Origin of the sequence: Nonomuraea sp. NPDC049269, from assembly GCF_043197155.1 — a bacterium.
Classification (GTDB): domain Bacteria; phylum Actinomycetota; class Actinomycetes; order Streptosporangiales; family Streptosporangiaceae; genus Nonomuraea.
In genome coordinates this window covers 136,348-156,750 of record NZ_JBICSO010000006.1, presented here as the reverse complement: position 1 = coordinate 156,750, position 20,403 = coordinate 136,348, and the positions used below count along the sequence as shown (strand labels likewise).

Annotated in this window: 21 protein-coding genes; 9 read left to right on the top strand and 12 right to left on the bottom strand. The window is 70.6% G+C overall.

Annotated features, from left to right (window positions below):
- Positions 1 to 22 precede the first annotated feature (22 nt).
- Together ACGFNP_RS32590 and ACGFNP_RS32585 are read right to left on the bottom strand one after the other, a co-directional pair.
- Entirely contained in the window at positions 23 to 1,924 is a 1,902-nt protein-coding gene (locus ACGFNP_RS32590; protein ID WP_358328474.1) for a serine/threonine-protein kinase, read from the bottom strand.
- Between the two features lie 35 nt (positions 1,925 to 1,959).
- Complete coding sequence (locus ACGFNP_RS32585) at positions 1,960 to 3,069, bottom strand: serine/threonine-protein kinase (protein WP_358328477.1); 1,110 nt, start codon at positions 3,067 to 3,069, stop codon at positions 1,960 to 1,962.
- A gap of 818 nt (positions 3,070 to 3,887) precedes the next feature.
- Here ACGFNP_RS32585 and ACGFNP_RS32580 point away from each other — a divergent pair.
- Positions 3,888 to 4,076 (top strand): DUF5999 family protein, encoded by a 189-nt coding sequence (locus ACGFNP_RS32580; protein ID WP_214639679.1) that lies wholly within the window; start codon positions 3,888 to 3,890, stop codon positions 4,074 to 4,076.
- Positions 4,077 to 4,159: 83 nt separating this feature from the next.
- Here the strand turns inward: ACGFNP_RS32580 and ACGFNP_RS32575 are convergent, their stop codons facing one another.
- Together ACGFNP_RS32575 and ACGFNP_RS32570 are read right to left on the bottom strand one after the other, a co-directional pair.
- A complete protein-coding gene (locus tag ACGFNP_RS32575) occupies positions 4,160 to 5,812 on the bottom strand; it encodes a fumarate hydratase (RefSeq protein WP_393325263.1) in 1,653 nt (550 codons plus the stop codon).
- 164 nt (positions 5,813 to 5,976) lie between these two features.
- The gene (locus ACGFNP_RS32570; protein ID WP_393325261.1) at positions 5,977 to 6,840 is read right to left on the bottom strand and encodes a DMT family transporter; all 864 of its coding nucleotides are present in this window, start codon (positions 6,838 to 6,840) and stop codon (positions 5,977 to 5,979) included.
- A gap of 68 nt (positions 6,841 to 6,908) precedes the next feature.
- Here ACGFNP_RS32570 and ACGFNP_RS32565 point away from each other — a divergent pair, with 68 nt between their 5' ends.
- Entirely contained in the window at positions 6,909 to 8,297 is a 1,389-nt protein-coding gene (locus ACGFNP_RS32565; RefSeq protein ID WP_393325259.1) for a PLP-dependent aminotransferase family protein, read from the top strand.
- Between the two features lie 88 nt (positions 8,298 to 8,385).
- On the opposite strand, the gene ACGFNP_RS32560 is transcribed toward ACGFNP_RS32565, so the two are convergent.
- From ACGFNP_RS32560 to ACGFNP_RS32545, 4 genes are all read right to left on the bottom strand, one after another.
- Positions 8,386 to 9,546, bottom strand: coding sequence for an MFS transporter (locus ACGFNP_RS32560; protein ID WP_358328488.1), 1,161 nt, complete (start codon positions 9,544 to 9,546; stop codon positions 8,386 to 8,388).
- Positions 9,547 to 9,580: 34 nt separating this feature from the next.
- Positions 9,581 to 10,258 (bottom strand): DUF998 domain-containing protein, encoded by a 678-nt coding sequence (locus ACGFNP_RS32555; protein WP_358328491.1) that lies wholly within the window; start codon positions 10,256 to 10,258, stop codon positions 9,581 to 9,583.
- A gap of 64 nt (positions 10,259 to 10,322) precedes the next feature.
- Positions 10,323 to 11,117, bottom strand: coding sequence for an SDR family NAD(P)-dependent oxidoreductase (locus tag ACGFNP_RS32550; RefSeq protein ID WP_358328494.1), 795 nt, complete (start codon positions 11,115 to 11,117; stop codon positions 10,323 to 10,325).
- Positions 11,114 to 11,821: an SDR family oxidoreductase gene (locus ACGFNP_RS32545; protein ID WP_358328498.1), complete on the bottom strand. Its 708-nt coding sequence runs from the start codon at positions 11,819 to 11,821 to the stop codon at positions 11,114 to 11,116. Before ACGFNP_RS32545 ends, ACGFNP_RS32550 begins: the two co-directional genes overlap by 4 nt.
- Before the next feature lie 74 nt (positions 11,822 to 11,895).
- Here ACGFNP_RS32545 and ACGFNP_RS32540 point away from each other — a divergent pair, with 74 nt between their 5' ends.
- Both ACGFNP_RS32540 and ACGFNP_RS32535 read left to right on the top strand, forming a co-directional pair.
- Positions 11,896 to 12,447 (top strand): TetR/AcrR family transcriptional regulator, encoded by a 552-nt coding sequence (locus ACGFNP_RS32540; protein WP_358328501.1) that lies wholly within the window; start codon positions 11,896 to 11,898, stop codon positions 12,445 to 12,447.
- A gap of 77 nt (positions 12,448 to 12,524) precedes the next feature.
- On the top strand, positions 12,525 to 13,175 hold the full coding sequence (locus ACGFNP_RS32535; RefSeq protein WP_358328504.1) for a DUF1707 domain-containing protein: 651 nt from the start codon (positions 12,525 to 12,527) through the stop codon (positions 13,173 to 13,175).
- A gap of 9 nt (positions 13,176 to 13,184) precedes the next feature.
- Here ACGFNP_RS32535 and glpX read toward each other — a convergent pair whose 3' ends face one another.
- A complete protein-coding gene (gene glpX / locus ACGFNP_RS32530) occupies positions 13,185 to 14,219 on the bottom strand; it encodes a class II fructose-bisphosphatase (RefSeq protein ID WP_358328507.1) in 1,035 nt (344 codons plus the stop codon).
- An 82-nt stretch (positions 14,220 to 14,301) separates the two neighbouring features.
- On the opposite strand from glpX, the gene ACGFNP_RS32525 reads away from it, so the two are divergent.
- From ACGFNP_RS32525 to ACGFNP_RS32515, 3 genes are all read left to right on the top strand, one after another.
- Positions 14,302 to 14,913: a TetR/AcrR family transcriptional regulator gene (locus ACGFNP_RS32525; RefSeq protein WP_358328510.1), complete on the top strand. Its 612-nt coding sequence runs from the start codon at positions 14,302 to 14,304 to the stop codon at positions 14,911 to 14,913.
- 11 nt (positions 14,914 to 14,924) lie between these two features.
- Positions 14,925 to 15,461: a DUF4245 domain-containing protein gene (locus ACGFNP_RS32520; RefSeq protein WP_393325255.1), complete on the top strand. Its 537-nt coding sequence runs from the start codon at positions 14,925 to 14,927 to the stop codon at positions 15,459 to 15,461.
- A 79-nt stretch (positions 15,462 to 15,540) separates the two neighbouring features.
- Positions 15,541 to 15,777: an exodeoxyribonuclease VII small subunit gene (locus ACGFNP_RS32515; RefSeq protein ID WP_358328516.1), complete on the top strand. Its 237-nt coding sequence runs from the start codon at positions 15,541 to 15,543 to the stop codon at positions 15,775 to 15,777.
- A 61-nt stretch (positions 15,778 to 15,838) separates the two neighbouring features.
- On the opposite strand, the gene ACGFNP_RS32510 is transcribed toward ACGFNP_RS32515, so the two are convergent.
- Positions 15,839 to 16,249, bottom strand: a complete 411-nt coding sequence (locus ACGFNP_RS32510; protein WP_358328519.1) for a nitroreductase family deazaflavin-dependent oxidoreductase — start codon at positions 16,247 to 16,249, stop codon at positions 15,839 to 15,841.
- An 87-nt stretch (positions 16,250 to 16,336) separates the two neighbouring features.
- Between ACGFNP_RS32510 and ACGFNP_RS32505 the strand changes: the two genes are divergently transcribed.
- On the top strand, positions 16,337 to 16,933 hold the full coding sequence (locus tag ACGFNP_RS32505; RefSeq protein WP_358328522.1) for a helix-turn-helix domain-containing protein: 597 nt from the start codon (positions 16,337 to 16,339) through the stop codon (positions 16,931 to 16,933).
- An 8-nt stretch (positions 16,934 to 16,941) separates the two neighbouring features.
- On the opposite strand, the gene xseA is transcribed toward ACGFNP_RS32505, so the two are convergent.
- The gene (xseA, locus tag ACGFNP_RS32500) at positions 16,942 to 18,207 is read right to left on the bottom strand and encodes an exodeoxyribonuclease VII large subunit (RefSeq protein WP_358328525.1); all 1,266 of its coding nucleotides are present in this window, start codon (positions 18,205 to 18,207) and stop codon (positions 16,942 to 16,944) included.
- A gap of 27 nt (positions 18,208 to 18,234) precedes the next feature.
- Entirely contained in the window at positions 18,235 to 19,269 is a 1,035-nt protein-coding gene (locus tag ACGFNP_RS32495; RefSeq protein WP_393325252.1) for a hypothetical protein, read from the bottom strand.
- Positions 19,270 to 19,367: 98 nt separating this feature from the next.
- Here ACGFNP_RS32495 and ACGFNP_RS32490 point away from each other — a divergent pair, with 98 nt between their 5' ends.
- Complete coding sequence (locus tag ACGFNP_RS32490; protein WP_214639695.1) at positions 19,368 to 20,333, top strand: 4-hydroxy-3-methylbut-2-enyl diphosphate reductase; 966 nt, start codon at positions 19,368 to 19,370, stop codon at positions 20,331 to 20,333.
- The last annotated feature ends 70 nt before the right edge of the window (positions 20,334 to 20,403 follow it).

Here is a 20,403-nt window from a genome sequence, read left to right as displayed (position 1 = left end):
GGGGCGTCCCGCCGACGCTGGGTCAGCTTGAGAGGAGTGCCACGATGAGGACGGCGATCACCACGGCGGCGGCCGCGGCCACGGCCATCAGGACCAGCATGCCGTTGCGGTTGCCGGTGGGGCGCTGTTCGGGCTCCTTCGCGATGGCGAACAGATCCGTGCCCAGCCCCTGCCCGGCCTGGCGCTCCTGCCCCATCGGGGGTGGCGCCTGCTGCGGACCCGTCGGCGGTCCGGGCCGCGGTCCCATCTGCGGGCCTCGCGGTCCTGGCTGGGGGTGCTGTTGGGGTGGGGGCAGCGGGTAGACCTGCTGTCCCGGGGCCTGGTGGATGCGGGTGGTGACGGTGCTCTCCTCGTCGGAGCCACGTCGTGGCGGGTCCTGCGGCCTGGGGGCCTTCGGACGCGCCACGCTGATGGTCCGCTCGGGGTCGTACGCACCGCTGGGCTGAGGCCCGGTCGGAACGCCGCGCCCAGCACCACCCGGGCCCTGCTGACCACCGGGGCCCTGCGGAGCGCCGACGGGGCCGGACGGGGCGCCCGAGGGTCCATGCGGTTGGGCTCCGCCCATCGGGTTGGCGGTCCGCGCGTCGGGGGCCGCGCCTGCCCGTGCTGCCTGCGGTCCTGTCGCGGGGCCCTGAGGGGATGTGCCGGGCGCATTCGGCCGCGACCCGGTCCCACGCCCCTGCGGCCCGCCTACCGGTCCCTGGGGCCCGCCCATCGGCCCCTGACCGCCCCTCGCTTGCCCGCCCTGAGCACTCTGGCCGCTCTGAGCCGCTTGCCAGCCTTGACCGGCTTGCCCGCCCGGACCCGCGGAGCCGCTCTGGCCACCCTGCCCACCTCGACCAGCTTGTCCGCCTTGACCGGCCGGACCGCCTACCCCGGCCGGTGCCGATCCGCTCGGACCGGTCGCCGCGTGCGGAGCCTGCGCATCTCGACCGGGTCCCGACGGCCCGCCCTGCGCTCCCCAGCCGGGCGCGGCGGGTGGGGTGCCCCACTGGCCGGCCGCCTTGGGGGCCTGTACGGCGGGTGCCGTGTCGTTCGAGTCGGGCACGCCGGCCTCCTGGGCGATCAGGGCCTCGGCCGTGATCGCCTGCATCTCGCTCGTGGGCGTGTCGGCGACCATCCGGAGCAGGGTCTCCGCCTTGGCCGCCGTCAGGCGCCGCTTGTGGTCCTTGTCCAGCAGCCCGGTCAGCACCGGCAGCAGCGCCCCGGCCTGGGTGGGCGGGTCGGCGTTCTCGCTCAGCAGCGCGGCGAGCGTCTCCGCGATCGTGGCCCGCTCGTACGCCGGCCGGCCCTCGACCGCGAAGTACAGCGTCGCCCCGAGCGACCAGACGTCGGACTCAGGCCCGGTGTATTCGCCCCTGGCCCGCTCCGGCGCCGTGTAGCCGGGCGAGCCGATGACCATGCCGGTCTTGGTGAGCCGGGAGTCGCCCTCGGCCTTGGCGATGCCGAAGTCGGTCAGCACCACCCGGCCGTTCTCGGTGATGAGCACGTTGCCCGGCTTGACGTCGCGATGCGTGATGCCCTGGGCGTGCGCCGCGCGCAGCGCGCCGAGCAGGTCGACGCCGATCTCCGCCACCAGCCGGGGCGGCAGCGGGCCCTCTTCGTCGATCACCTGCTCCAGGGAGCGGGCCTCGATGAGCTCCATGATGATCCACGGGCTCTTGTCGTGGATGAGCACGTCGTGGATGGCGGCGACTGACGGGTGGTTGATCCGGGCGGCGATACGCCCCTCGCGGACCATGCGCTCGCGCAGCTCGGCCCGTTGTTCCTCGGTGAGACCCTGGTCCTGGCGGATTTCCTTGACCGCCACCTCGCGCCCGAGCGCGCGATCACGGGCGCGCCACACCGTGCCCATTGTCCCTCGACCGAGGGGTGCGATGAGCTCGTAGCGCTCCGCGAGCAGGCGTGTCTGCTGTTCCGGCATGAGAAGAAGATATCGATTCTCGCTTGGGAAGTGCTTTACCCTCGCTTGCGAAGTTCTCTTGGCCAGAACCGTCGAGGAAGGCACAACTTTATCACCGTCGCTTTGAAACGGGCATAAGCGGACGGAGTAGGTCGAGGCTCGACTCTCTTCCGATGGACGCCTTCGCCCTGCCGTCGTTCTTGACGTGGTGGCGGCACCGCCAGGGCGGCCGCCGTGGCCTCTGCCCGGTGCAGCCCGCGGTGCGCGGGCCTGCGCGCGAAAGAGGGTGCGGTGATCACCGGCGTCGGCCGGCCCGATCCGCTGGGGGCCAGCGGCTCCTCCGCGGAGCCGCCCGCGGCCACCCTGGCCAGCATCAACGAGGCGCGTACTGAGTCGAGCCTGGTCTGCGGGTCGATGCGGAGCAGCGCGTCGAGAACCGGCGCCAGCGGCCCGGCCTTCGTCATCGGGATCGGCTCGCCACTGGTGAGCGCGGCCAGCGCGGCGGCGGCCGTACGGCGTCCATGCAGGCCCCTGCCCTCGACGGCGGTGTAGAGGGTCGCGCCGAGCGACCACAGATCACCGGCCGGACTGGCCTTCGAGCCCAGCACCCGCTCTGGAGCGATGTATCCGGCGGAACCCAGCACGATGCCCGCCTGGGTGATGGAAACGTCACCTTCCAGTGCGGCCAGCCCGAAGTCGGTCAGGACCGCCCGGTCCTCCATCACCAGCACGTTGCTGGGCTTCACGTCGCGGTGCAGGATCCCCTTGGCGTGTACGGCCCGCAGCGCGCCGAGGATCTGCCGGCCGATCTCGGCGGCCTTGCGCGGATGGAGCGGTCCGCCCTCCAGGATGAGCTGCTCAAGGGACCTGGCCTGGAGCAGCTCCATGACGATCCACGGCCGGTCGTCCTCGGTGACCACGTCGAACACGGTGATGACCGACGGGTGCGCGACCATCGCGGTCGCCCTGCCCTCACGCTCGGTGCGGGCGCACAGCTCGGCCCGCAACTCCTCGTCGAGCACGGCCGGCAGCCGGACCTCCTTGACCGCCACGTCGCGGTCGAGCAGCTCGTCGTGCGCTCGCCAAACGGTACCCATGCCGCCGCGACCGACCGGTTCGAGAAGCCGGTAGCGCGCGGCGAGTAGGTAACCGGAGGGCGCACGCATGGCAGGCAGCTTACCTATTTGTGTAAACCGACCAGTAGAGGCGGGGCCGATAAAATGTTGCGAAGTTAAGTCAACTCGTCTGACTCGTGACGTCAGCAAACCTGTCGGCTACATCGGTCCCCGTTGATCAGGCTCCACAGACATTGCGATACCGCGAGTAGTAGGCGTGCTCCCAAGCGTGGTGTTCCCATGATGGTGGCAAATCGGCCCGATGACCAGTCTGCCCCCGCTGGAACGTTCGACCATGCCGAGATGGTCGGCTCCCGGCCGGCGTGTCCAGGGTGCCGCCGGCGCCGCGGACGGACCCGGCCTGGTGCGGCGACAAGGTCTCGCCGGTGATGCCGGGCTCGGGGTCAGGCGTACGGGCGGGGTAGCGGTGCCGCTCGTTCTCAGGCCCCTGACCTGCCGATACAGCGCCCGGCCCAGGTTGGTCGCGAGGAATGCGCGCGATGCCCGGCAAGAACTTCGCAGGCATCCGGCAGGCTGTGCCGACAGCGGTCTGACGAAGCCGTCAGCGACTTGTAAGGGTGTCGTAAGGGCTCTGGGGCACAGTGGAGTTAAGGGGAACTCATGGACCCACCGGCGGCCGAAACTGTCAGTGTCGGCGGTCACACTGGGAACATACGGCCCTGGTGCTTTACCGGAACGAATAGCCATGACGAGTTCGTTGAGGGACGTGATGAGGATGCGCCGCAGTCAGGTTCGTCGCCGACCGACGAAGAGGCCGATCGTGCCCGCGCTGGACCTTCGCACGCCGTCGGGGCGACAGCTGCCCTTTTGAAACCCACACAACTGGAGCGTCACCCGAGAGGTGCACGATGTGCAGTCACTACCCGCTCTGTCCCACCGCCGACTCACCCGACCGTGAGGCTTCCCACGTGATCTCGGCCCACCCTGACCAGGGCTGGAGCCTGCTGTGTAATGGCGTGGTGCTGTTCGAGGACACCGGGTTGCTCCTTCCCGACGGCTCCGTCGTCGCGCCCCACCGCGGTCTCGTGGCCGCCTGAGCGTCACCCGTCCGGTGCCGAGCGGCCCGAAACGGCCCACCCGGCACCCTTCGGCGACCGATTGACGAGACAAGACGAGAGCGTCAGCGGCGGCCTATCGACAGGACCGGTCCGGTGCGATCGGTGAAGAAGTCGTCGCCCTTGTCGTCGACGACGATGAACGCGGGGAAGTCGACCACCTCGATCTTCCACACCGCCTCCATCCCCAGCTCCGGATATTCCAGGACCTCCACCTTCTTGATGCAGTCCTGAGCCAGCCTGGCCGCAGGGCCGCCGATGGACCCCAGGTAGAAGCCTCCGTGCTCCTTGCAGGCGTCGGTCACCTGCTTCGACCGGTTGCCCTTGGCCAGCATCACCATCGAGCCGCCGGCGGCCTGGAAGCGCTCCACGTAGGAGTCCATCCGCCCCGCGGTCGTGGGGCCGAACGAGCCCGACGCGTAGCCCTCCGGGGTCTTGGCCGGACCCGCGTAGTAGACCGCGTGATCCTTCAGGTACTGCGGCATCTCGCCGCCCGCGTCGAGCAGGTCGGCGATCTTCGCGTGCGCGATGTCGCGGGCGACCACGAGCGGGCCGGTCAGCGAGAGCCGCGTCTTCACCGGATATTTCGACAGCTCGGCAAGGACGTCCGGCATGGGTCGGTTGAGATCGATGTTGACGACGTCGTCCGAGAGGTGCTCGTCGGTGGTCTCCGGCAGGAAGCGGGCCGGATCGGTCTCCAGCTTCTCCAGGAAGACGCCCTCCGGCGTGATCTTGGCCAGCGCCTGCCGGTCGGCCGAGCAGGACACGGCGATGGCCACCGGGCAGGAGGCGCCGTGCCGGGGCAGCCGGATGACGCGTACGTCGTGGCAGAAGTACTTGCCGCCGAACTGGGCGCCGATCCCGAGCTTCTGCGTCAGCTCGAAGACCTTGGCCTCCAGGTCCAGATCGCGGAAGCCGTGCGCCGAGGGGGAGCCCGAGGTGGGGATCGAGTCGAGGTAGCGGGCGCTGGCGTACTTGGCCGTCTTCAGCGCGTACTCGGCCGACGTGCCGCCGACCACGATCGCCAGATGGTACGGCGGGCAGGCCGCGGTGCCGAGCGAGCGGATCTTCTCCTCCAGGAAGGCCAGCATCCGCTTCTCGTTCAGCACGGCCTTGGTCTCCTGGTACAGGAACGACTTGTTGGCCGATCCGCCGCCCTTGGCCATGAACAGCAGTTTGTACTCGTCCGCGTGGCCGTAGGGGTCCTCGGCGTAGAGCTCGATCTGGGCGGGCAGGTTGCTGCCGGTGTTCTTCTCCTCCCACATGCTCAGCGGCGCCATCTGCGAGTAGCGCAGGTTGAGGCGCGTGTAGGCGTCGTAGACGCCGCGCGAGATGTGCTCGGCGTCGCGCCCGTCGGTGAGCACGTGGCGGCCACGCTTGCCCATGACGATGGCGGTGCCGGTGTCCTGGCACATGGGCAGCACGCCGCCGGCCGAGATGGAGGCGTTCTTCAGCAGGTCGAGCGCGACGAACCGGTCGTTGCCGCTGGACTCGGGGTCGTCGACGATCTTCCGCAGCTGGGCGAGGTGGGAGGGGCGGAGGAAGTGCGAGATGTCGTGGATCGCGGTCTCGGTGAGCAGCCGCAGCGCCTCGGGGTCCACCTCCAGGAAGCTGCGCCCGGCCGCCTCGACCCGCCGCACACCGTCCGGCGTGATCAGCCGGTATTCGGTCTCGTCGGCGCCCAACGGGAGCAACTCGCTGTAATCGAACTCGCCCATGATCCTCCCCATTCGCCGCACAGAGCCTATCTTTTCTACCAGTCTTTACGGCCGGCCCGGTGGGCCCCACCCGCCGTCCAAGCTGGGCTCTGTCCAGGGGCACGCTCCTCCGGTGGAGGTGGCCGGCCGCCGTGACGTGCGTATCGCCGGCCGTCTGGGTGGTTTCAAAGGACGTGAGCCGGCTCCCGCTGCCTCGTAGTGGTCAGCCCGACCAGGATGCCCGCGATCACCAGCGACGCGCCGAGCAGGTCGAAGACCGTTGGGGTGGCGATGCCCAGGACGAGGCCGGTGGTGATCGCCCCGACCGGGATGAGGCCGGCGAACAGGCCCGCGTGGCCGGGGCCGAGCTTGGGCAGCGCGGTGTACCAGAGGAAGAAGGCCAGGACGGTCACCACGACCGCCAGGTAGACGAAGCCGAGGGCCTGTGCAGAGGTCGGTGGCCGGAGCATGCCGGTGCCCTCCTTGACCAGGCCGATCGTGGCCAGCAGGGGGACCGCCAGCATCGTCGAGTACGCCGACAGCCGGATCGCCCCCAGCTTCGGCAGCAGCGGGATCGCCAGCATCGAGAAGCTGACCTCGCCCACGAGCGCCCCCAGACTCCACAGCAGGCCGGGCAGGTTGCCGCTGCCCAGCCCGGTGGCCAGTGTCGCGCCCGCGACCACGACGACCGCGCCGGCCAGCAGCCGGGGCGCCGGACGGCCGCTGAGCAGCGCCAGGGCGAGTGGCACTGTGCCCAGGACGGTGCCGACCAGTCCGGGGCCCGCGGCACGGGCCGACTCGATCACGCACATGTTGAAGAACACCAGCCCGAGCAGCGTCAGCGCGACGAGCAGCAGCGTCTCGCGCCTGGTCAGCCGGACGAACCGCAGCCCGAGCACCCGGATCACGACCAGCCAGATCACCGCCGCGGCCAGGTAGCGCACCGCTTGCCCGCCGTACACCGGATAGTCCTGGATCAGGCCCGACACACCCGCCAGCGTCCCCACGAGGAACATGGCGGCGGCCGCCCCGACGACTCCGTTTCTCATGGAAGGGAGGCTAGGGACAGAATGGCTCAGGCAAGGAGTCCAATGTCCCACTAAAAGGATGGACCAATGTGGCTGACCTACACATCCTGATAAATCGCGATCAGGGGGGCATAGCTGGGCAGATCGCTTCGGAGCTTCGCGAGGCCATCCGGGGGGGTCGCCTCACGCCGGGCACCCGGCTCCCGGCCAGCCGCGACCTGGCCACCGATCTCCAGGTCTCGCGCGGTGTCGTGGTCGAGGCCTACGAGCAACTGGTGGCCGAGGGCTTCCTGATCTCCCGCGTCGGCGCGGGCACCCAGGTGGCGCCCGCGCCGTCCCGAGGCTCGGTGGCGGCCGCCGCCCGCCCGGAGGTCACCGCGTGCGGCCCGCACTACGGTCACCGCCCTACCTCGCCCGACCTCGGGTGCTTCCCCCGGGAGCGCTGGCTGGCCTCCGTACGCCATGTGCTCACCACGATGCACTCCGACGTGTTCGACTACGGCGACCCCGGCGGCGTCCTGGAGTTGCGCGACGAACTGGCCGGCTACCTGAGACGGGTCCGGGCCGCGGACGTGCACCCCGACAACCTGGTGATCGTCGGGGGCGTGGCCCAGGGCCTCAGCCTGGCGCTGCACGTGCTCGCCCAGCGGATCGACGGCCTGCGGCTGGCCATGGAGGACCCGAACAGCCACCGCCAGGTTCCCCTCCTCCGCCGGGCGGGCGCCGAGCTCGTGCCCGTCCCAGTGGACGACCAGGGCTTCGACGTGACGGCGCTGCGGGCCAGCGGCGCGCACGCGGTCCTGGTCACCCCCGCCCATCAGTACCCGACCGGCGTCGTGCTCTCCCCGGCCCGGCGGGCCGCCCTGATGGAGTGGGCCGCCGAGAGCGACGGTGTGGTCCTGGAGGACGACTACGACGCCGAGTTCCGCTTCGACCGTGATCCCGTCGGCTGCCTGCAGGGCCTGGCCCCCGGCCGGGTGATCCTCTCCGGCAGTGTGAGCAAGGCGCTCGCCCCCGGGCTGCGGCTCGGCTGGGTGGCGGCCCCGGCCGACCTGGCCGAGTCCATCCGGCAGGCGCGCGGCGAGCTCGACCTGGGCTCCCCGGTCATCGACCAGTACGCGCTGGCCCACTTCCTGCGTACCGGCGGCTACGACAAGCACCTGCGCCGGATGCGCAGGGAGTACCGGCGCCGCAGGGACGCCCTGGTCAAGGCGGTGGCCGAGCACCTGCCCGAGGTGCGGGTCCGGGGCATCGAGGCGGGCCTGCACGCCTACCTGGATCTGCCGCCGGGCTGGGACGAGGACGCCTTCGTGGGGCCGGCACGGGAGCTGGGCCTGGCCGCCGATCCGGTCGGCCCGACGCGCCTCACCCCGGGCCCGCCCGCGGTCGTGGTCGGCTTCGCCCGCCTCCCCGCTCATCGGGCGGCGGAGGTCATCCACGGCTTAAAGGTAAGAATGTCAGGACAAAATATTGACTGATGGAGAAGGTCACGCTTAGAAAGAAATCCCCACCACATTGGAGGCGCCATGCGCGTGGGACTGCTGGGCTTGGGCCGGCCCGCCGCGGTCAGGCGGCTTCCTTGACCCGTCGTGGCTCGAACCCCCTGGCCAGTGCGATGATCACGGCGGACAGCACCAGCGGCGCGGCGAACGCCACCTGCATGTCGCTGGCGCTGGCGATGCCGCCGACCAGCGCCGCGCCCACGATGAAGCCGACGTAGTTGAACAGGTTGACCCGCGCGATGGCCACCCCGGTCCCCGCCGGGTCGAGCCGTCCCGCAGCCGAGAACGACTGCGGCGCGACCACCGACAGTCCCACCCCGGTCAGGCCGAACGCCAGGATGGCCAGCGGCTGGTTGGGCGCCAGGACGATGCCCAGGAAGCCGAGGGTGGCGATCGCGCCGCCGATCCTGACGATCGCCGCCGGCCCATACTTCCTGACCGCGACGTCGCCGCCGAGCCTGATCAGCAGCGTGGTGGCCTGGTAGGCGGCGTAGGCCAGCGGGATGACGCCGGGGCTCGCGGCGAGGACCTGCTGCATGTAGACGGTGCTGAAGTTGGAGACCGAGGCGTCGCCGACGTACAGGAACGCCATCGCCAGGCAGAGCGGGATGATCGGCTTCCACGGGAACCCACCGGCGGCCGTCGCGGTGGTGTCCTCGACCTTCTCCTCCTCGATCGTGCACAGGAGCGGCCCGGCGTACAGGGAGCCGCCCACCGCCACGACCATCGGGATCGCCATCGTGACCGCCAGCGGCAGCTCGGCCGCGGCCGACGCCCAGAGCGCCCCGGCCGTGCTGAACACGCTCCACATGCAGTGGAAGCCGTTCAGTACGGCCCGGCCGTACTTGCGCTCGACCGCCACGCCCTGCATGTTGATGCCCGCGTCGACCGCGCCGACCCCGAGGCCGAACAGCAGCAGTGCGGGCACCAGCAGCGGCACGCTCGGCGCGAGGGCGACGAGCACCACGGCGAGGGCCACGACCGGCTGCGCGACGCGGAGCAGCGGCTTGCTGCCCCTGCGCGCGGCGAACGAGCCGGCCGCCACGCTGCCCAGCCCGGCGAAGACCGGCACGATGAGCAGCAGGATCGTCAGTGCGCCCTCGTCGAGCCGGTGTTTGGTCTGCAGGTTCGCGACCTGGGCGAGCAGCGTGATGAACGAGAGGCCCTGCACCGCGTACACGACGAACGTGGCTATGCGGGCCTGGCGATCACGAGGAGTCGGCACGGCGGCCTCCAGATGGGGGGAACGTGAGGCGCGGTCAGGTTAGCCGCTTGGCCAGCTCTTTCGCCACCTCGTCGCCACCCTGTGATCTTGCGAGCGCGGGTGTGTGCGCGGCGGCCCAGACGCCCAGGGCGATCAGCGCGGCCACCTCGGTGACCGCCAGCACACGTTCGACCAGGCCGAGTGGCATGACCCGCCACCACGGCAGCCCGTTGTGCGCTCCGTACAGCGCCATCGCGGCCATGCCCGCCACCCACAGCACCGAGCCCAGCCCGAACGCGAACGCGGTCAGCGCGGCCCCCCGCCGCTCCGCGCGCCGCCAGGACCGCGCGATGACCACGGCCGCGATGGGCAGGCTGAGGAAGGCCACGAAGCTGCCGGCCCGGTGGAAGCTGCCGCTCAAGGTCGGCGCGAGGGACCAGTCCTGCTTGGGGAACCAGGCGGCGACGAACAGCCCGGCGCTCCAGAGCGTCAACGTCAGCGTCCCGACGATCCCGGCCAGCCGCCTGCGGGCCAGCGACACGCAGATCGCCGCGGACCCGGCCGCCAGCAGCGCGACGCCGAGCCCGAAGATCCAGCCCTCGGGCCCGAGGCCGTGCTGGCTGATGGTCCGCCGCAGCGGGTCGATCTCGCCGAGGCTGGTCACATCGAGACCGACGATCACCGCGGCGCCAGCCGCCACCGCGCCCAGTCCCCATCGTGCGGGTTGATGCACGAGGCCCCCTCTCCGCCGTCTTTGTCGAGACAACGGCGGGAAAAGGGCACGGATTCCTTGTGGATCAGCCCAGCGCCCGTCGTACGAGGTCATCGCTGAGCTCGCGCAGCCGCTTGCGCGCCGCGAGGTCGTAGGCCTGGGCGTCGGCCCGGCTCTCCCGCTGCCCGTTGAAATAGTGGCCGCTCACGCCGTCGAGCCCGTCGATCAGCCGCCGCGTCGCCGCCACGCCCTCGTCGACCGTGCTCATCACCGGCGCCCCCGCCTCGCGGACCATGGTGGTGTCCATGTACGTGGCCGGGTGCAGGGCGTTGACCGTCACGCCCTGCCCGGCCAGTTCCTCCGCCAGGTCGAAGGTGAACATGATCTGCGCCAGCTTGCTCTGGCTGTAGGCGCGCTGCCGCCCGTAGCCGCGGGTCAGCATCGGGTCGGCGAAGTCGATCGCCTGCTGCCCGGCCGAGGCGACGTTCACCACCCGCGACGGCGCCGACCTGACGAGCAGCGGGATCAGCCGCCGGGTCAGGTGGTATCCGGCCAGGTAGTTGACCGCGAAGCGGAGCTCGACGCCGTCCTTGCTCTCCTCGCGGCCGGAGCCCGGCGGGCCGCCGCCCATCCCGGCGTTGTTGACCAGCACGTCGATCCGGTCGAACCGGTCGAGCACCTCGTCTGCCAGCCGGTCCACCTGGCTCAGGTCGGCCAGGTCGGCCAGGATGCCCTCGGTGGTGCCGCCCGCGCCGGCCCGTGCCTGCCGTACCCGCTCAGGATCGCGACCGTGCACGATGACGCGCTCGTCGGCGGCGAGCCGTCGCGCCAGCTCCCGCCCGAGCCCGTCCGTCGCGCCGGTGATCAGGATCGTCCTCATGCCTTCAGCCTGCCTCCTCCGTCGACGGTCAGCACCGTTCCGGTGACGAACGAGTTGCCCACCACGTAGGCGATCGTCGCCGCGACGTCCTCCGGCCTGCCTGTCCGGCCGACCGGCGAGCGCCCCGCGAAGTCGGCGAACACGGCCGCCCGCGCCTCGGCGGGCAGCCCGGACCACCACTCGGTGTCGATCACGCCGGGGGAGACGGCGTTCACCCGGATCGGGCCGAGCTCGACCGCCAGGCCGGGCACCGCGGACTCGATCGCGCCGTTCACCGCCGCCAGAGCGGAGACGCCGGGGAAGGCCGAGCCCGCCGACGCCGCCGTCACGAACGTGATCGAACCCTCGGGGGCGAGCACGTCCAGAGCGGCCTGCGCGGTCAGCAGGTGCGGGATCAGCTTGTCCTGTACGGCCCCGACCAGCGCCTCCTGCGTCAGCGAGCGCAGCGGCCCGGCGGGGCCGCGGCCGGTCACGGTGACGATCAGATGGTCGACGACACCCGTCCGGCTGAAGAAATCGCGCATCGCCTCGGTGTCGCGGGCGTCCACGGCCTCGCCGGAGGCCCGGTCGCCCAGCTGCTTCACCGCGGCCGCCACCCGCTCGGCGGACCGGCCGGTGATGACGACCTCGGCGCCGTCGTCCGCCAGCCGGGCCGCCGTCGCCAGCCCGATGCCCGTGGTGCCGCCAATGATCACGACTCGCATCGTGTTCCTCCTAATTCGATACACCTTGCCTCGAAACTATAAAACGAGGCACGCTGTCTTGTAAAGTGACGGGCATGGTAGGCAGACCACGCAGCGAGGTGGCCAGAAAGGCGATCCTCAAGGCCGCGCTCGACCTGTGCGAGCGCGACGGATACCCGAATGTCACCCTGAAGGGCATCGCCGACGCGGCGGGTGTCGGCAGGCAGACCCTCTACCGCTGGTGGCAGTCCAAGGGTGAGGTGCTGATGGAGGCGATGACCGACCTGGTGGGCGCCGAGCTGCGGCCCCCGCCCGTCAGCGGCGACGCGGGCGCGGACCTGGTCGCGTTCCTGCGCGAGACCTTCGCGCTGGCCCACGGCGTGGCCGGGCGGGTAGTCGTGGGCCTCATGGCCGAGGCCCAGTCAGACCCCGCGTTCGGCGCTGAGCTGCGGGCCAGGCTCATCGGCCCGCGCCGGCAGGCCCTGCGCTCGGTGCTGGAACGCGGCGCGCTCCCCGCCGACGTGGACGTTGAGCTCGCGGTCGATCTGATCTTCGGTGCCATGTGGTACCGCTTGCTCAACCGCCACGCCGACGTCGACGAGACACTCGCGGAGGAGATCGCGGCCCTGGTCGCGCGAATCGGCTGACTTTCGGCGCGTACTTTTGGCTGAGGTGGCGTCCGAGGCACGAGCGAACCGCCCGGCTGCCGGATATCGTCAGAAGTGTGAATGAACGCCCGGGATCCTGGTTGCCACGCCTGCAAGAAGTCGGAGAACGGCTGGCCGAGGAATGGGTCTCGGCACGCCGCCCCAAAGAAGATGAAAACGCACTTCCCCCGCACGAACTACGGGCCTCCGACGACGATCGCGAGCGTTTCGTCCAGGTGCTGCAGGACGCCCACGCCGACGGCCGCCTCATGCTCGACGAGCTGGAGGAACGGCTCGGAGTCGTCTACTCGGCGCGGACGCTGGGCGAGCTCGCCGCGGTGACGGCCGACCTGCTGCCCGCGGAGCAGCAGCCGCTCAACCTCGACGGCCGGCCGGTGTCGGCGTTCTTCAAGCAGGAGCAGCGCGGCGGACGCTGGGTGGTGCCCGCTGAACTGACCGTCACGGCCATGTTCGGCACCACCAAGCTGGACCTCCGCGAGGCCATCCTGCAGAACCGGCGCATCGTGATCAACGCCACGCTGGTCTTCGGCGGCCTCGAGATCCACGTACCCGAGGGTCTCGAGGTGATCCGCGTCGCGAAGGGCAGCACGGTCCGGCTGACCAAGCAGCCGACCGAGCCGGGAGCACCGGTGGTCGAGGTGCGCACCACGAACTTCGCGGGCGACGTCAAGGTCAAGGAACCACCGCGCCGCAAGCGCCGCCGCTGAGCCCTTGTCCTATCCGGCGGTGTCGAAGTTGATCGCGCTGTAGGCGCGCAGCTTCGAGAGCTGGTGTTCGCTGTCCACCTTGCGGATGGTGCCGGAACGCCCGCGCATCACCAGCGAGTGCGTCAGCGCCACCCCGCCCCTGAACCGGACGCCCTGCATGAGCTCGCCCTGCGTGATGCCCGTCGCCGCGAAGAACACGTCCTCGGACCGCACCAGGTCGTTCGTGGTCAGCACCTGGCCGAGGTCGTGCCCGGCGTCGATCGCCTTCTGCCGCTCGGCGTCGTCACGCGGCCACAGCTTGCCCTGGATCACGCCGCCCAGGCACTTGAGCGCGCACGCGGCCACGATGCCCTCGGGCGTGCCGCCGATGCCCAGCATCAGGTCGATGCCGGTGTCGGCGCGGGCCGCCATGATCGCGCCCGCCACGTCGCCGTCGACGATGAACTTGATCCGCGCCCCGGTCTCCCTGATCTCCTTGACCATCTGCTCGTGCCGCGGGCGGTCGAGTACGACGACCGTCACGTCAGAGGCCGAGACCCCCTTGGCCCTGGCGACGGCCTGGATGTTCGCCGACACCGGAGCCTCGATGTCGACCACGTCGGCGGCCTCGCAGCCGGTGACCAGCTTCTCCATGTAGAACACGGCGGACGGGTCGTACATCGAGCCACGCTCGCTCACCGCGATCACCGACACCGCGTCGGGCATGCCGAGCGCGGTCAGCCGGGTGCCGTCGATCGGGTCGACGGCCACGTCGCAGTCGGCGCCGCTGCCGTCGCCGACGCGCTCGCCGTTGAACAGCATCGGGGCGTGGTCCTTCTCGCCCTCCCCGATGACCACCACCCCGTTCATCGACACGGTGTTGATCAACTGGCGCATCGCGTTCACCGCCGCGCCGTCCGCGCCGTTCTTGTCCCCCCTGCCCACCCAGCGGGCCGCCGCCATCGCGGCCGCCTCGGTGACGCGTACGAGTTCCAGAGCCAGGTTGCGATCAGGGGCGCGCTCTCCCGTGGCCAGCGCTGGGGGTACGGACGACTGATCGGACATGATGAAGGCCCTCCTTGTGGACAAACTGTCTCGATGGTAGTTGTCCCTGTATCCCCGGTCAGCGGAGGATAATGTGCCTGCCATGAGCAGCGATGTGGAACAACCGGCGACAGCCCGCACCTCCGGGCGAGGTGCGGCCACGCGCAGCGCGCTACTCCAGGCCGCCCGGGACGTCTTCGTCTCCAAGGGCTTCGCCGAGGCCGGCGTGACCGACGTGGTGGCCAAGGCCGACGCCAGCGTCGGCAGCCTCTACCACCACTTCTCCGGCAAGGCCGACCTCTACCTCACGCTGTTCGAGGAGTGGCAGGCCAGGCAGGCCCAGCGGACCAAGCAGGCCGCCCGCGAGGCCCGCGCCGAGGGGGAGAACGACCCGATGCGGGTCTTCATCCGCGCCGCCCGCGCCTACCTCGACGGCTGCATCGAGGAACGCGAGCTCGCCGCGCTGTTCCTGCGCGGCGACGGGCCGCCCGGCTTCGAGCTGGTCATGCGCGCCCGCCTGCGCAAGTGGGCCGAACGCAACGCCGCGCTCTTCGAGGACGACGAGGGAGCGCTGGTCGTCGTCCTCACCGGCGCCCTCGCGGCCGCCGTCTCCGAGGTCGTGCTCTCGGACGACCCCAAGCTGGCCGCGGACGTGCTCGCCATCATCGGCCAGATCCGCCCGGCCGCTTCGGCGGGCGGCCCCACCAGCGGGTAATCTCGCCAGTTGTGCGACGGTTCACCGAAGGTTTCTACGGCTACGCGGTAGCCCTGCTCGTCTGTCTCGTGGGGGTGGGGCTGTTCCTGCTGGTCACGCCGCAGAGCCGGGAGCAGCACATTCCCAAGCTCGACTACTCGATGACCGTCGCCAACTTCGGCCATGAAGTGCCGTACCAGGTGTGGGCGCCCGAGAAGGACCCGGCGGGCTGGGTCCCCAACAGCAACAAGATCGCCAAGGGCTCCGGCGGGGCCCAGGTGCTCTACCTGGGCTACGCGACGGCCAAGAATCAGCACGCCATGTTCGTGCAGAGCGACGAGAAGCCGGCCACCGGGTTCGCCGACCGGATGGCCAACTCCAACCGGGTCGTGGGCACCCAGCAGGTGGCCGGGCAGCCGTGGGAGCAGCGCTTCCGCGAGGACAAGAACCAGCGCACCCTGGTCCGGGTGCTGCCGGAGGTCACGCTGGTCGTCACCGGCACGGCCGACTGGGCCGAGCTGGGCGAGCTGGCCGCCGGCCTGCGGCAGCGGCCGAAGCCGACGGGCTGACCCGTGGCGCGGCTCTCCTCGGCGGGCTACTCGGCGGGCCGGTCCGCGGATGTCGGTTCCTGACCCTAAGGTGGTGCGCGTGGCAGACGAGAAGGCACCCTCATACGAGCAGGCCCGCGAGGAGCTGACCGAGGTGGTGCGCCGCCTGGAGACGGGCGGGCTCACCCTGGAGCAGTCGATCGAGCTGTGGGAGCGCGGCGAGAAGCTGGCCGCCATCTGCGAGGAGTGGTTGCAGGGCGCCAGGGTGAAGCTCGCCGCCGCCATGGCCCGCCGCGCCGATCCCACCGCCGGCCAGTCGGACGACGCGCCGTTCTAGCCACTCAGCTGGTCAGGCATTCCCGCCGCGCACAGCGTCAGGTTCAGTAGCCGCTTGTCGCTCAGGCGGCGCGGTGAAGGGCCACCACCGGGATGCGGCGGGTGGTCTTCTGCTGATACTCCGCGAAACCCGGAGCGATCTCCACCACGCGGGCATAGAGCTTGTCGCGCTCCTCGTCCCCCACGACCTCGGCCGTGACCTCGAACGTCTCCGTCCCGATCTCGACGGTCACCTCCGGGTTGGCGACCAGGTTGTGGTACCACGCAGGGTGGTGGTCCGCGCCCGCGTACGAGGCGATGACGATGTAGCGGCCATCGTCCTCGAAGTACATCACCGGGCTCGTCGTGCGCTTGCCGCTCTTGGCGCCCGTGGTCGTGAGAAGTACCAGATTGGCACCCTCGAACATGCCGCCGACCTTGCCCTCGTTGGCACGGAACTCGGCGATGATCTTCTCGTTGAACTCGTTGGCCATGCTCGGCTCCTTGAATCGGAAATTTCTCCGGTTAAGGCGCCCAGCCTAACCGGAGAAATTTCCGGTTACAACGATTATGCTCGCCTTGTGGGTGAGCGCCGAATGCTGCCGATCCTCGGGCAGCCTCAGCCCGAGCGGGCCGACGCGGCGCGCAACAGGCAGAAGATCGTCGAGGTGGCCACCAAGATGATCGCCGACGGGTCCCTCGACCAGCTCTCCCTCGACGAGGTCGCCCGTGAGGCATGCGTGGGGGTCGGCACGGTCTACCGCCGATTCGGGGATCGGGCCGGGCTGGTGCTGGCGCTGATCGACGATCGGGAGCGGCGTTTCCAGGCGGCCTTCCTGAACGGCCCGCCGCCGGTCGGGCCGGGGGCGCCTCCTGCCGAGCGGATCAGGGCGTTCCTGCACGCGCTGATCGATCGGGTGGTCGAGCAGCTGGACCTGTTCCTGCTGCTGGAGCTCGGGCCGCCGGCCGCCCGGCTCAGCGGGCCGTACAGGGTGCATCACACCCACCTGGCCGCGCTGCTCGCCCAGGTGCGTCCAGAAGGCGCGGACTTCCTGGCCGACGCGCTGCTGGCGCCGATCAGCGCTCATCTGCTCCGCCATCAGCGGGACGTACGCGGCATGTCGGTCGATGAGATCAAGGCCGGATTCGACGCCCTGACCCAGGCGATCAGGGCCTGAGCCAGATTTCAGTCGGTTTCATCAGTGGCCTTCTTGCGGGGTTTGCGGGGTTTGGTGGTGGCTGTTGGCGTGCCGTCTTCCGTACGGACGGTCAGGCGGTCGTCTGTGAACCTGATCGTCAGCACGGAGCCGGGGGCCACGTTCTTGGCCAGCCGGACGACCTCCCCGGACGGATCCTGGACGATGGCGTAGCCGCGTTCCAGCGTGGCGGCGGGTGACAGGGCGACGAGCCGGGCACGGAGATGCGACAGCGAGTCCTCCGCGCGGTCGAGAGAGCCGCTCAGCGAGCGCCTGGACCGGTCACGGAGCGCGTCGACCTGCTCGGCCCGGCGTTCGAGCTCGCGCACCGGGTCGGCCAGCGAAGGCCGGGAGCGCGCCGACGTCAGCCAGGACATCTCCCGGTCGAGCCAGCCGCCGAGCACCCTGCGCCCCCTGTCGCGCAGCTGGCGTACCAGCGTGAGCTGCTCGCCCACGTCGGGCACCACCTTCTTGGCGGCGTCGGTCGGCGTCGAGGCCCGCACGTCGGCCACCAGGTCGAGCAGCGGATTGTCCTGCTCGTGGCCGATCGCGCTCACCACGGGCGTGCGGCAGGCGGCCACGGACCGCACCAGCGTTTCGTCGGAGAACGGCAGCAGGTCCTCCAGGGAGCCGCCGCCACGGGCGACGACGATCACCTCGACCTCGGAGTCCGCGTCGAACTTCCGCAGCGCCTCGGTGACCTCGCCCACGGCGTACGGGCCCTGGACGGCGACCTCCTCGACCTTGAAGCGCACGGCGGGCCAGCGGCGCCGGGAGTTCTCCAGCACGTCGCGCTCCGCCGCCGAGTCACGGCCGCAGATCAGCCCGACCGTGCCGGGCAGGAACGGCAGCCGCCGCTTCCTGTCGGCGTTGAACAGGCCCTCGGCGGCCAGCAACTGGCGCAGCCGTTCGAGCCGCGCGAGCAGCTCGCCCACGCCGATCGGCCTGATCTCCAGCGCGGTGAAGGCGAACGAGCCCCTGTTGACCCAGAAGTCGGGCTTGACGTGCACCACGACCCTCGCGCCGTCGGCCGGTCGCGGCACCGCCGCCTCGTAGACGCCGCGCGGGGCGGTGACCCGGGCCGACACGTTGGCCACCGGGTCGCGCAGCGTCATGAACACCGTGCCGCCACGCGCGCTCAGGTCGGTGATCTGGCCCTCGACCCAGACCGTCCCCAGCTTGCCGATCCAGCCGCCCACCATCTGCAGGACGGTGCGGATCGGCAGCGGAGACTCGGGCGAGGTCTTCGAGGTCATGTCGGAAGACTACGGTGCCAGGGGGACTTATTCCCCGGCCTGCAGCTTGGCCAGGCGGTTCTCGTACATCCGGACGACCTCGGCGCGCGCGCTCGTGGCCTGCTCGTACGCGATGAGCGCGCTGATCTGGTCGGCCGACTTGCCGCGCATCCTGGCGCGCAGCGAGGCGACGGTCAGCTCGGAGTAGCCGGGCAGCGGCTCGACCAGGCCGTTGGCGGCCGGCGCCGCGGCGGCGGTTTCCTTGGTGGCGGTCGTCTCGGCGGCGGTCGCCGGCTCCGTGGCGGCCTTGGCCTTGGCAGCGGCCCTCGGCTTGGCAGCGGCCCTCGGCTTGGCAGCGGTACGCGGCTTGGCGGCCCGCTTGGGCTTGACCTCAGCGGCCTCCGGCGCGGCCACCGGTTCCGGCGCGGCCACCGGCTCGGCAGCGACGACGGGCTCAACGGCAGCGACCTCGGGCTCAGGGGCGGCCTCGGGCTCAGGCGCGGCGGCGGGCTCGGGGACGACAGCGGCCTCAGGCTCGGGGACGACGGTCGGTTCAGGAGCGACAGCGGGCTCGACCGTGGCGGCCTTGGGCTCGGGGGCGGCCTTGGGCTCAGGGGCGGCGGCGGGCTCCGGAGCGACGGTCGGCTCGGGGGCGGTCGCCGGGGCGGCGGCGGTTTCGGTGGTGGCCTCGGGCTTCGGCTTGGCCGCCGGGCTGAAGATGACCGGGTCCGGCTTGGTCTTGGCGGAGCCGTTGGGCGCGGCGGCGTCCGACGGGGTGGGGCGCGGCGCGAAGATGACCGGCTCCTTGCGAGCGGGCTTCGCCGCCACCTCCTCATCCGCCGGCGCGGGCGCGGCCACCTGGTCGGCGGCGGACGGACGGGAGTCGTAGTCCGCCTCCTTGTTCTCCTTGTTGCCCAGCCCCTTGATCGAGTTCTTCATCCGATCGACGACCAGCAGTGCCTGACCGGCCGCGCTCAGAGTGGTCTGGATGACGAGGAGCGGAAAGTCCTTCGCCTTCTCCTTCAGCTCGTCTTTGTTGGTGATGGTCTTCGTGATGTTGCGTATCACGTCGCTGAGGGACATGACGTCTCCCTGGGAGGTCTGTATTGGACGGCCAGTCTGGCACGGCGGGCAACCACGCACGCGCGGGCCTGTCGGCCGCTCCACGTAGCATAAGAAGTATGGAGCCCCAGACCCCCACTTCCCGCCGAGTCCTCGTAGCCCGGCCACGCGGCTACTGTGCCGGAGTCGATCGAGCCGTGGTGGCGGTCGAGAAAGCCCTGGAGCAATACGGAGCGCCCGTCTACGTGCGTAAGCAGATCGTGCACAACACGCATGTGGTCAAGACTCTGGAGGCCAGAGGCGCGATCTTCGTCGAGGAGACCGACGAGGTGCCCGAGGGCGAGATCGTGGTGTTCTCGGCCCACGGAGTCTCGCCCGCCGTGCACGACGAGGCCAAGCAGCGCGGGTTGCGCACGATCGACGCTACCTGCCCACTGGTCACAAAGGTGCACAACGAGGCAAAGAGGTTCGCGGGCCAGGAGTACGACATCCTGCTGATCGGCCACGAAGGGCACGAGGAGGTCGAAGGCACTGCCGGTGAGGCGCCCGACCACATCCAGCTCGTCGACGGCCTCGACTCCGTCGACCGGATCCAGGTGAAGGACCCGTCCAAGCTGGTCTGGCTGTCGCAGACCACGCTCTCGGTCGACGAGACCAATGAGACGGTGGCCAAGCTCAAGGAGCGCTTCCCCACGCTGATCGACCCGCCCAGCGACGACATCTGCTACGCGACCCAGAACCGCCAGGTCGCGGTGAAGGAGATCGCCGCCGAGTCGCAGCTGGTCATCGTGGTCGGGTCGGAAAACTCCTCCAACTCCAAGCGCCTGGTCGAGGTGGCCAAGGACTACGGCGCCGACGCGTCCTACCTGGTCGACAACGCCACCTTCATCCGCGACGAGTGGCTCGACGGCGTGACCACGGTCGGCGTGACCAGCGGCGCCTCGGTGCCGGAAGAGCTGGTCGCCGAGGTGCTCGCCCGGCTGGCCGCGCACGGGTTCGACGACGTCGCGGAGGTTGAGCCGGTCCACGAGAGCGTGCGCTTCGCCCTTCCCCACGAGCTCCGCAAGGACCTCCGAGTCTCCTAGCCCCGCCTGCGCGGCCGCGTCGGTCCCCGGGCGCTCCCGGGTGCCTCGCGCCGCGCGGCGTGGTCAGCCC

Coding starts and splice junctions, on each gene's coding strand:
- ACGFNP_RS32590 (WP_358328474.1), bottom strand. CDS start 1,924: ATGCCGGAACAGCAGACACGCCTGCTCGCGGAGCGCTACGAGCTCATC.
- ACGFNP_RS32585 (WP_358328477.1), bottom strand. CDS start 3,069: ATGCGTGCGCCCTCCGGTTACCTACTCGCCGCGCGCTACCGGCTTCTC.
- ACGFNP_RS32580 (WP_214639679.1), top strand. CDS start 3,888: ATGTGCAGTCACTACCCGCTCTGTCCCACCGCCGACTCACCCGACCGT.
- ACGFNP_RS32575 (WP_393325263.1), bottom strand. CDS start 5,812: ATGGGCGAGTTCGATTACAGCGAGTTGCTCCCGTTGGGCGCCGACGAG.
- ACGFNP_RS32570 (WP_393325261.1), bottom strand. CDS start 6,840: ATGAGAAACGGAGTCGTCGGGGCGGCCGCCGCCATGTTCCTCGTGGGG.
- ACGFNP_RS32550 (WP_358328494.1), bottom strand. CDS start 11,117: ATGAGGACGATCCTGATCACCGGCGCGACGGACGGGCTCGGGCGGGAG.
- ACGFNP_RS32545 (WP_358328498.1), bottom strand. CDS start 11,821: ATGCGAGTCGTGATCATTGGCGGCACCACGGGCATCGGGCTGGCGACG.
- ACGFNP_RS32540 (WP_358328501.1), top strand. CDS start 11,896: ATGGTAGGCAGACCACGCAGCGAGGTGGCCAGAAAGGCGATCCTCAAG.
- glpX (WP_358328507.1), bottom strand. CDS start 14,219: ATGTCCGATCAGTCGTCCGTACCCCCAGCGCTGGCCACGGGAGAGCGC.
- ACGFNP_RS32525 (WP_358328510.1), top strand. CDS start 14,302: ATGAGCAGCGATGTGGAACAACCGGCGACAGCCCGCACCTCCGGGCGA.
- ACGFNP_RS32510 (WP_358328519.1), bottom strand. CDS start 16,249: ATGGCCAACGAGTTCAACGAGAAGATCATCGCCGAGTTCCGTGCCAAC.
- xseA (WP_358328525.1), bottom strand. CDS start 18,207: ATGACCTCGAAGACCTCGCCCGAGTCTCCGCTGCCGATCCGCACCGTC.
- ACGFNP_RS32495 (WP_393325252.1), bottom strand. CDS start 19,269: ATGTCCCTCAGCGACGTGATACGCAACATCACGAAGACCATCACCAAC.
- ACGFNP_RS32490 (WP_214639695.1), top strand. CDS start 19,368: ATGGAGCCCCAGACCCCCACTTCCCGCCGAGTCCTCGTAGCCCGGCCA.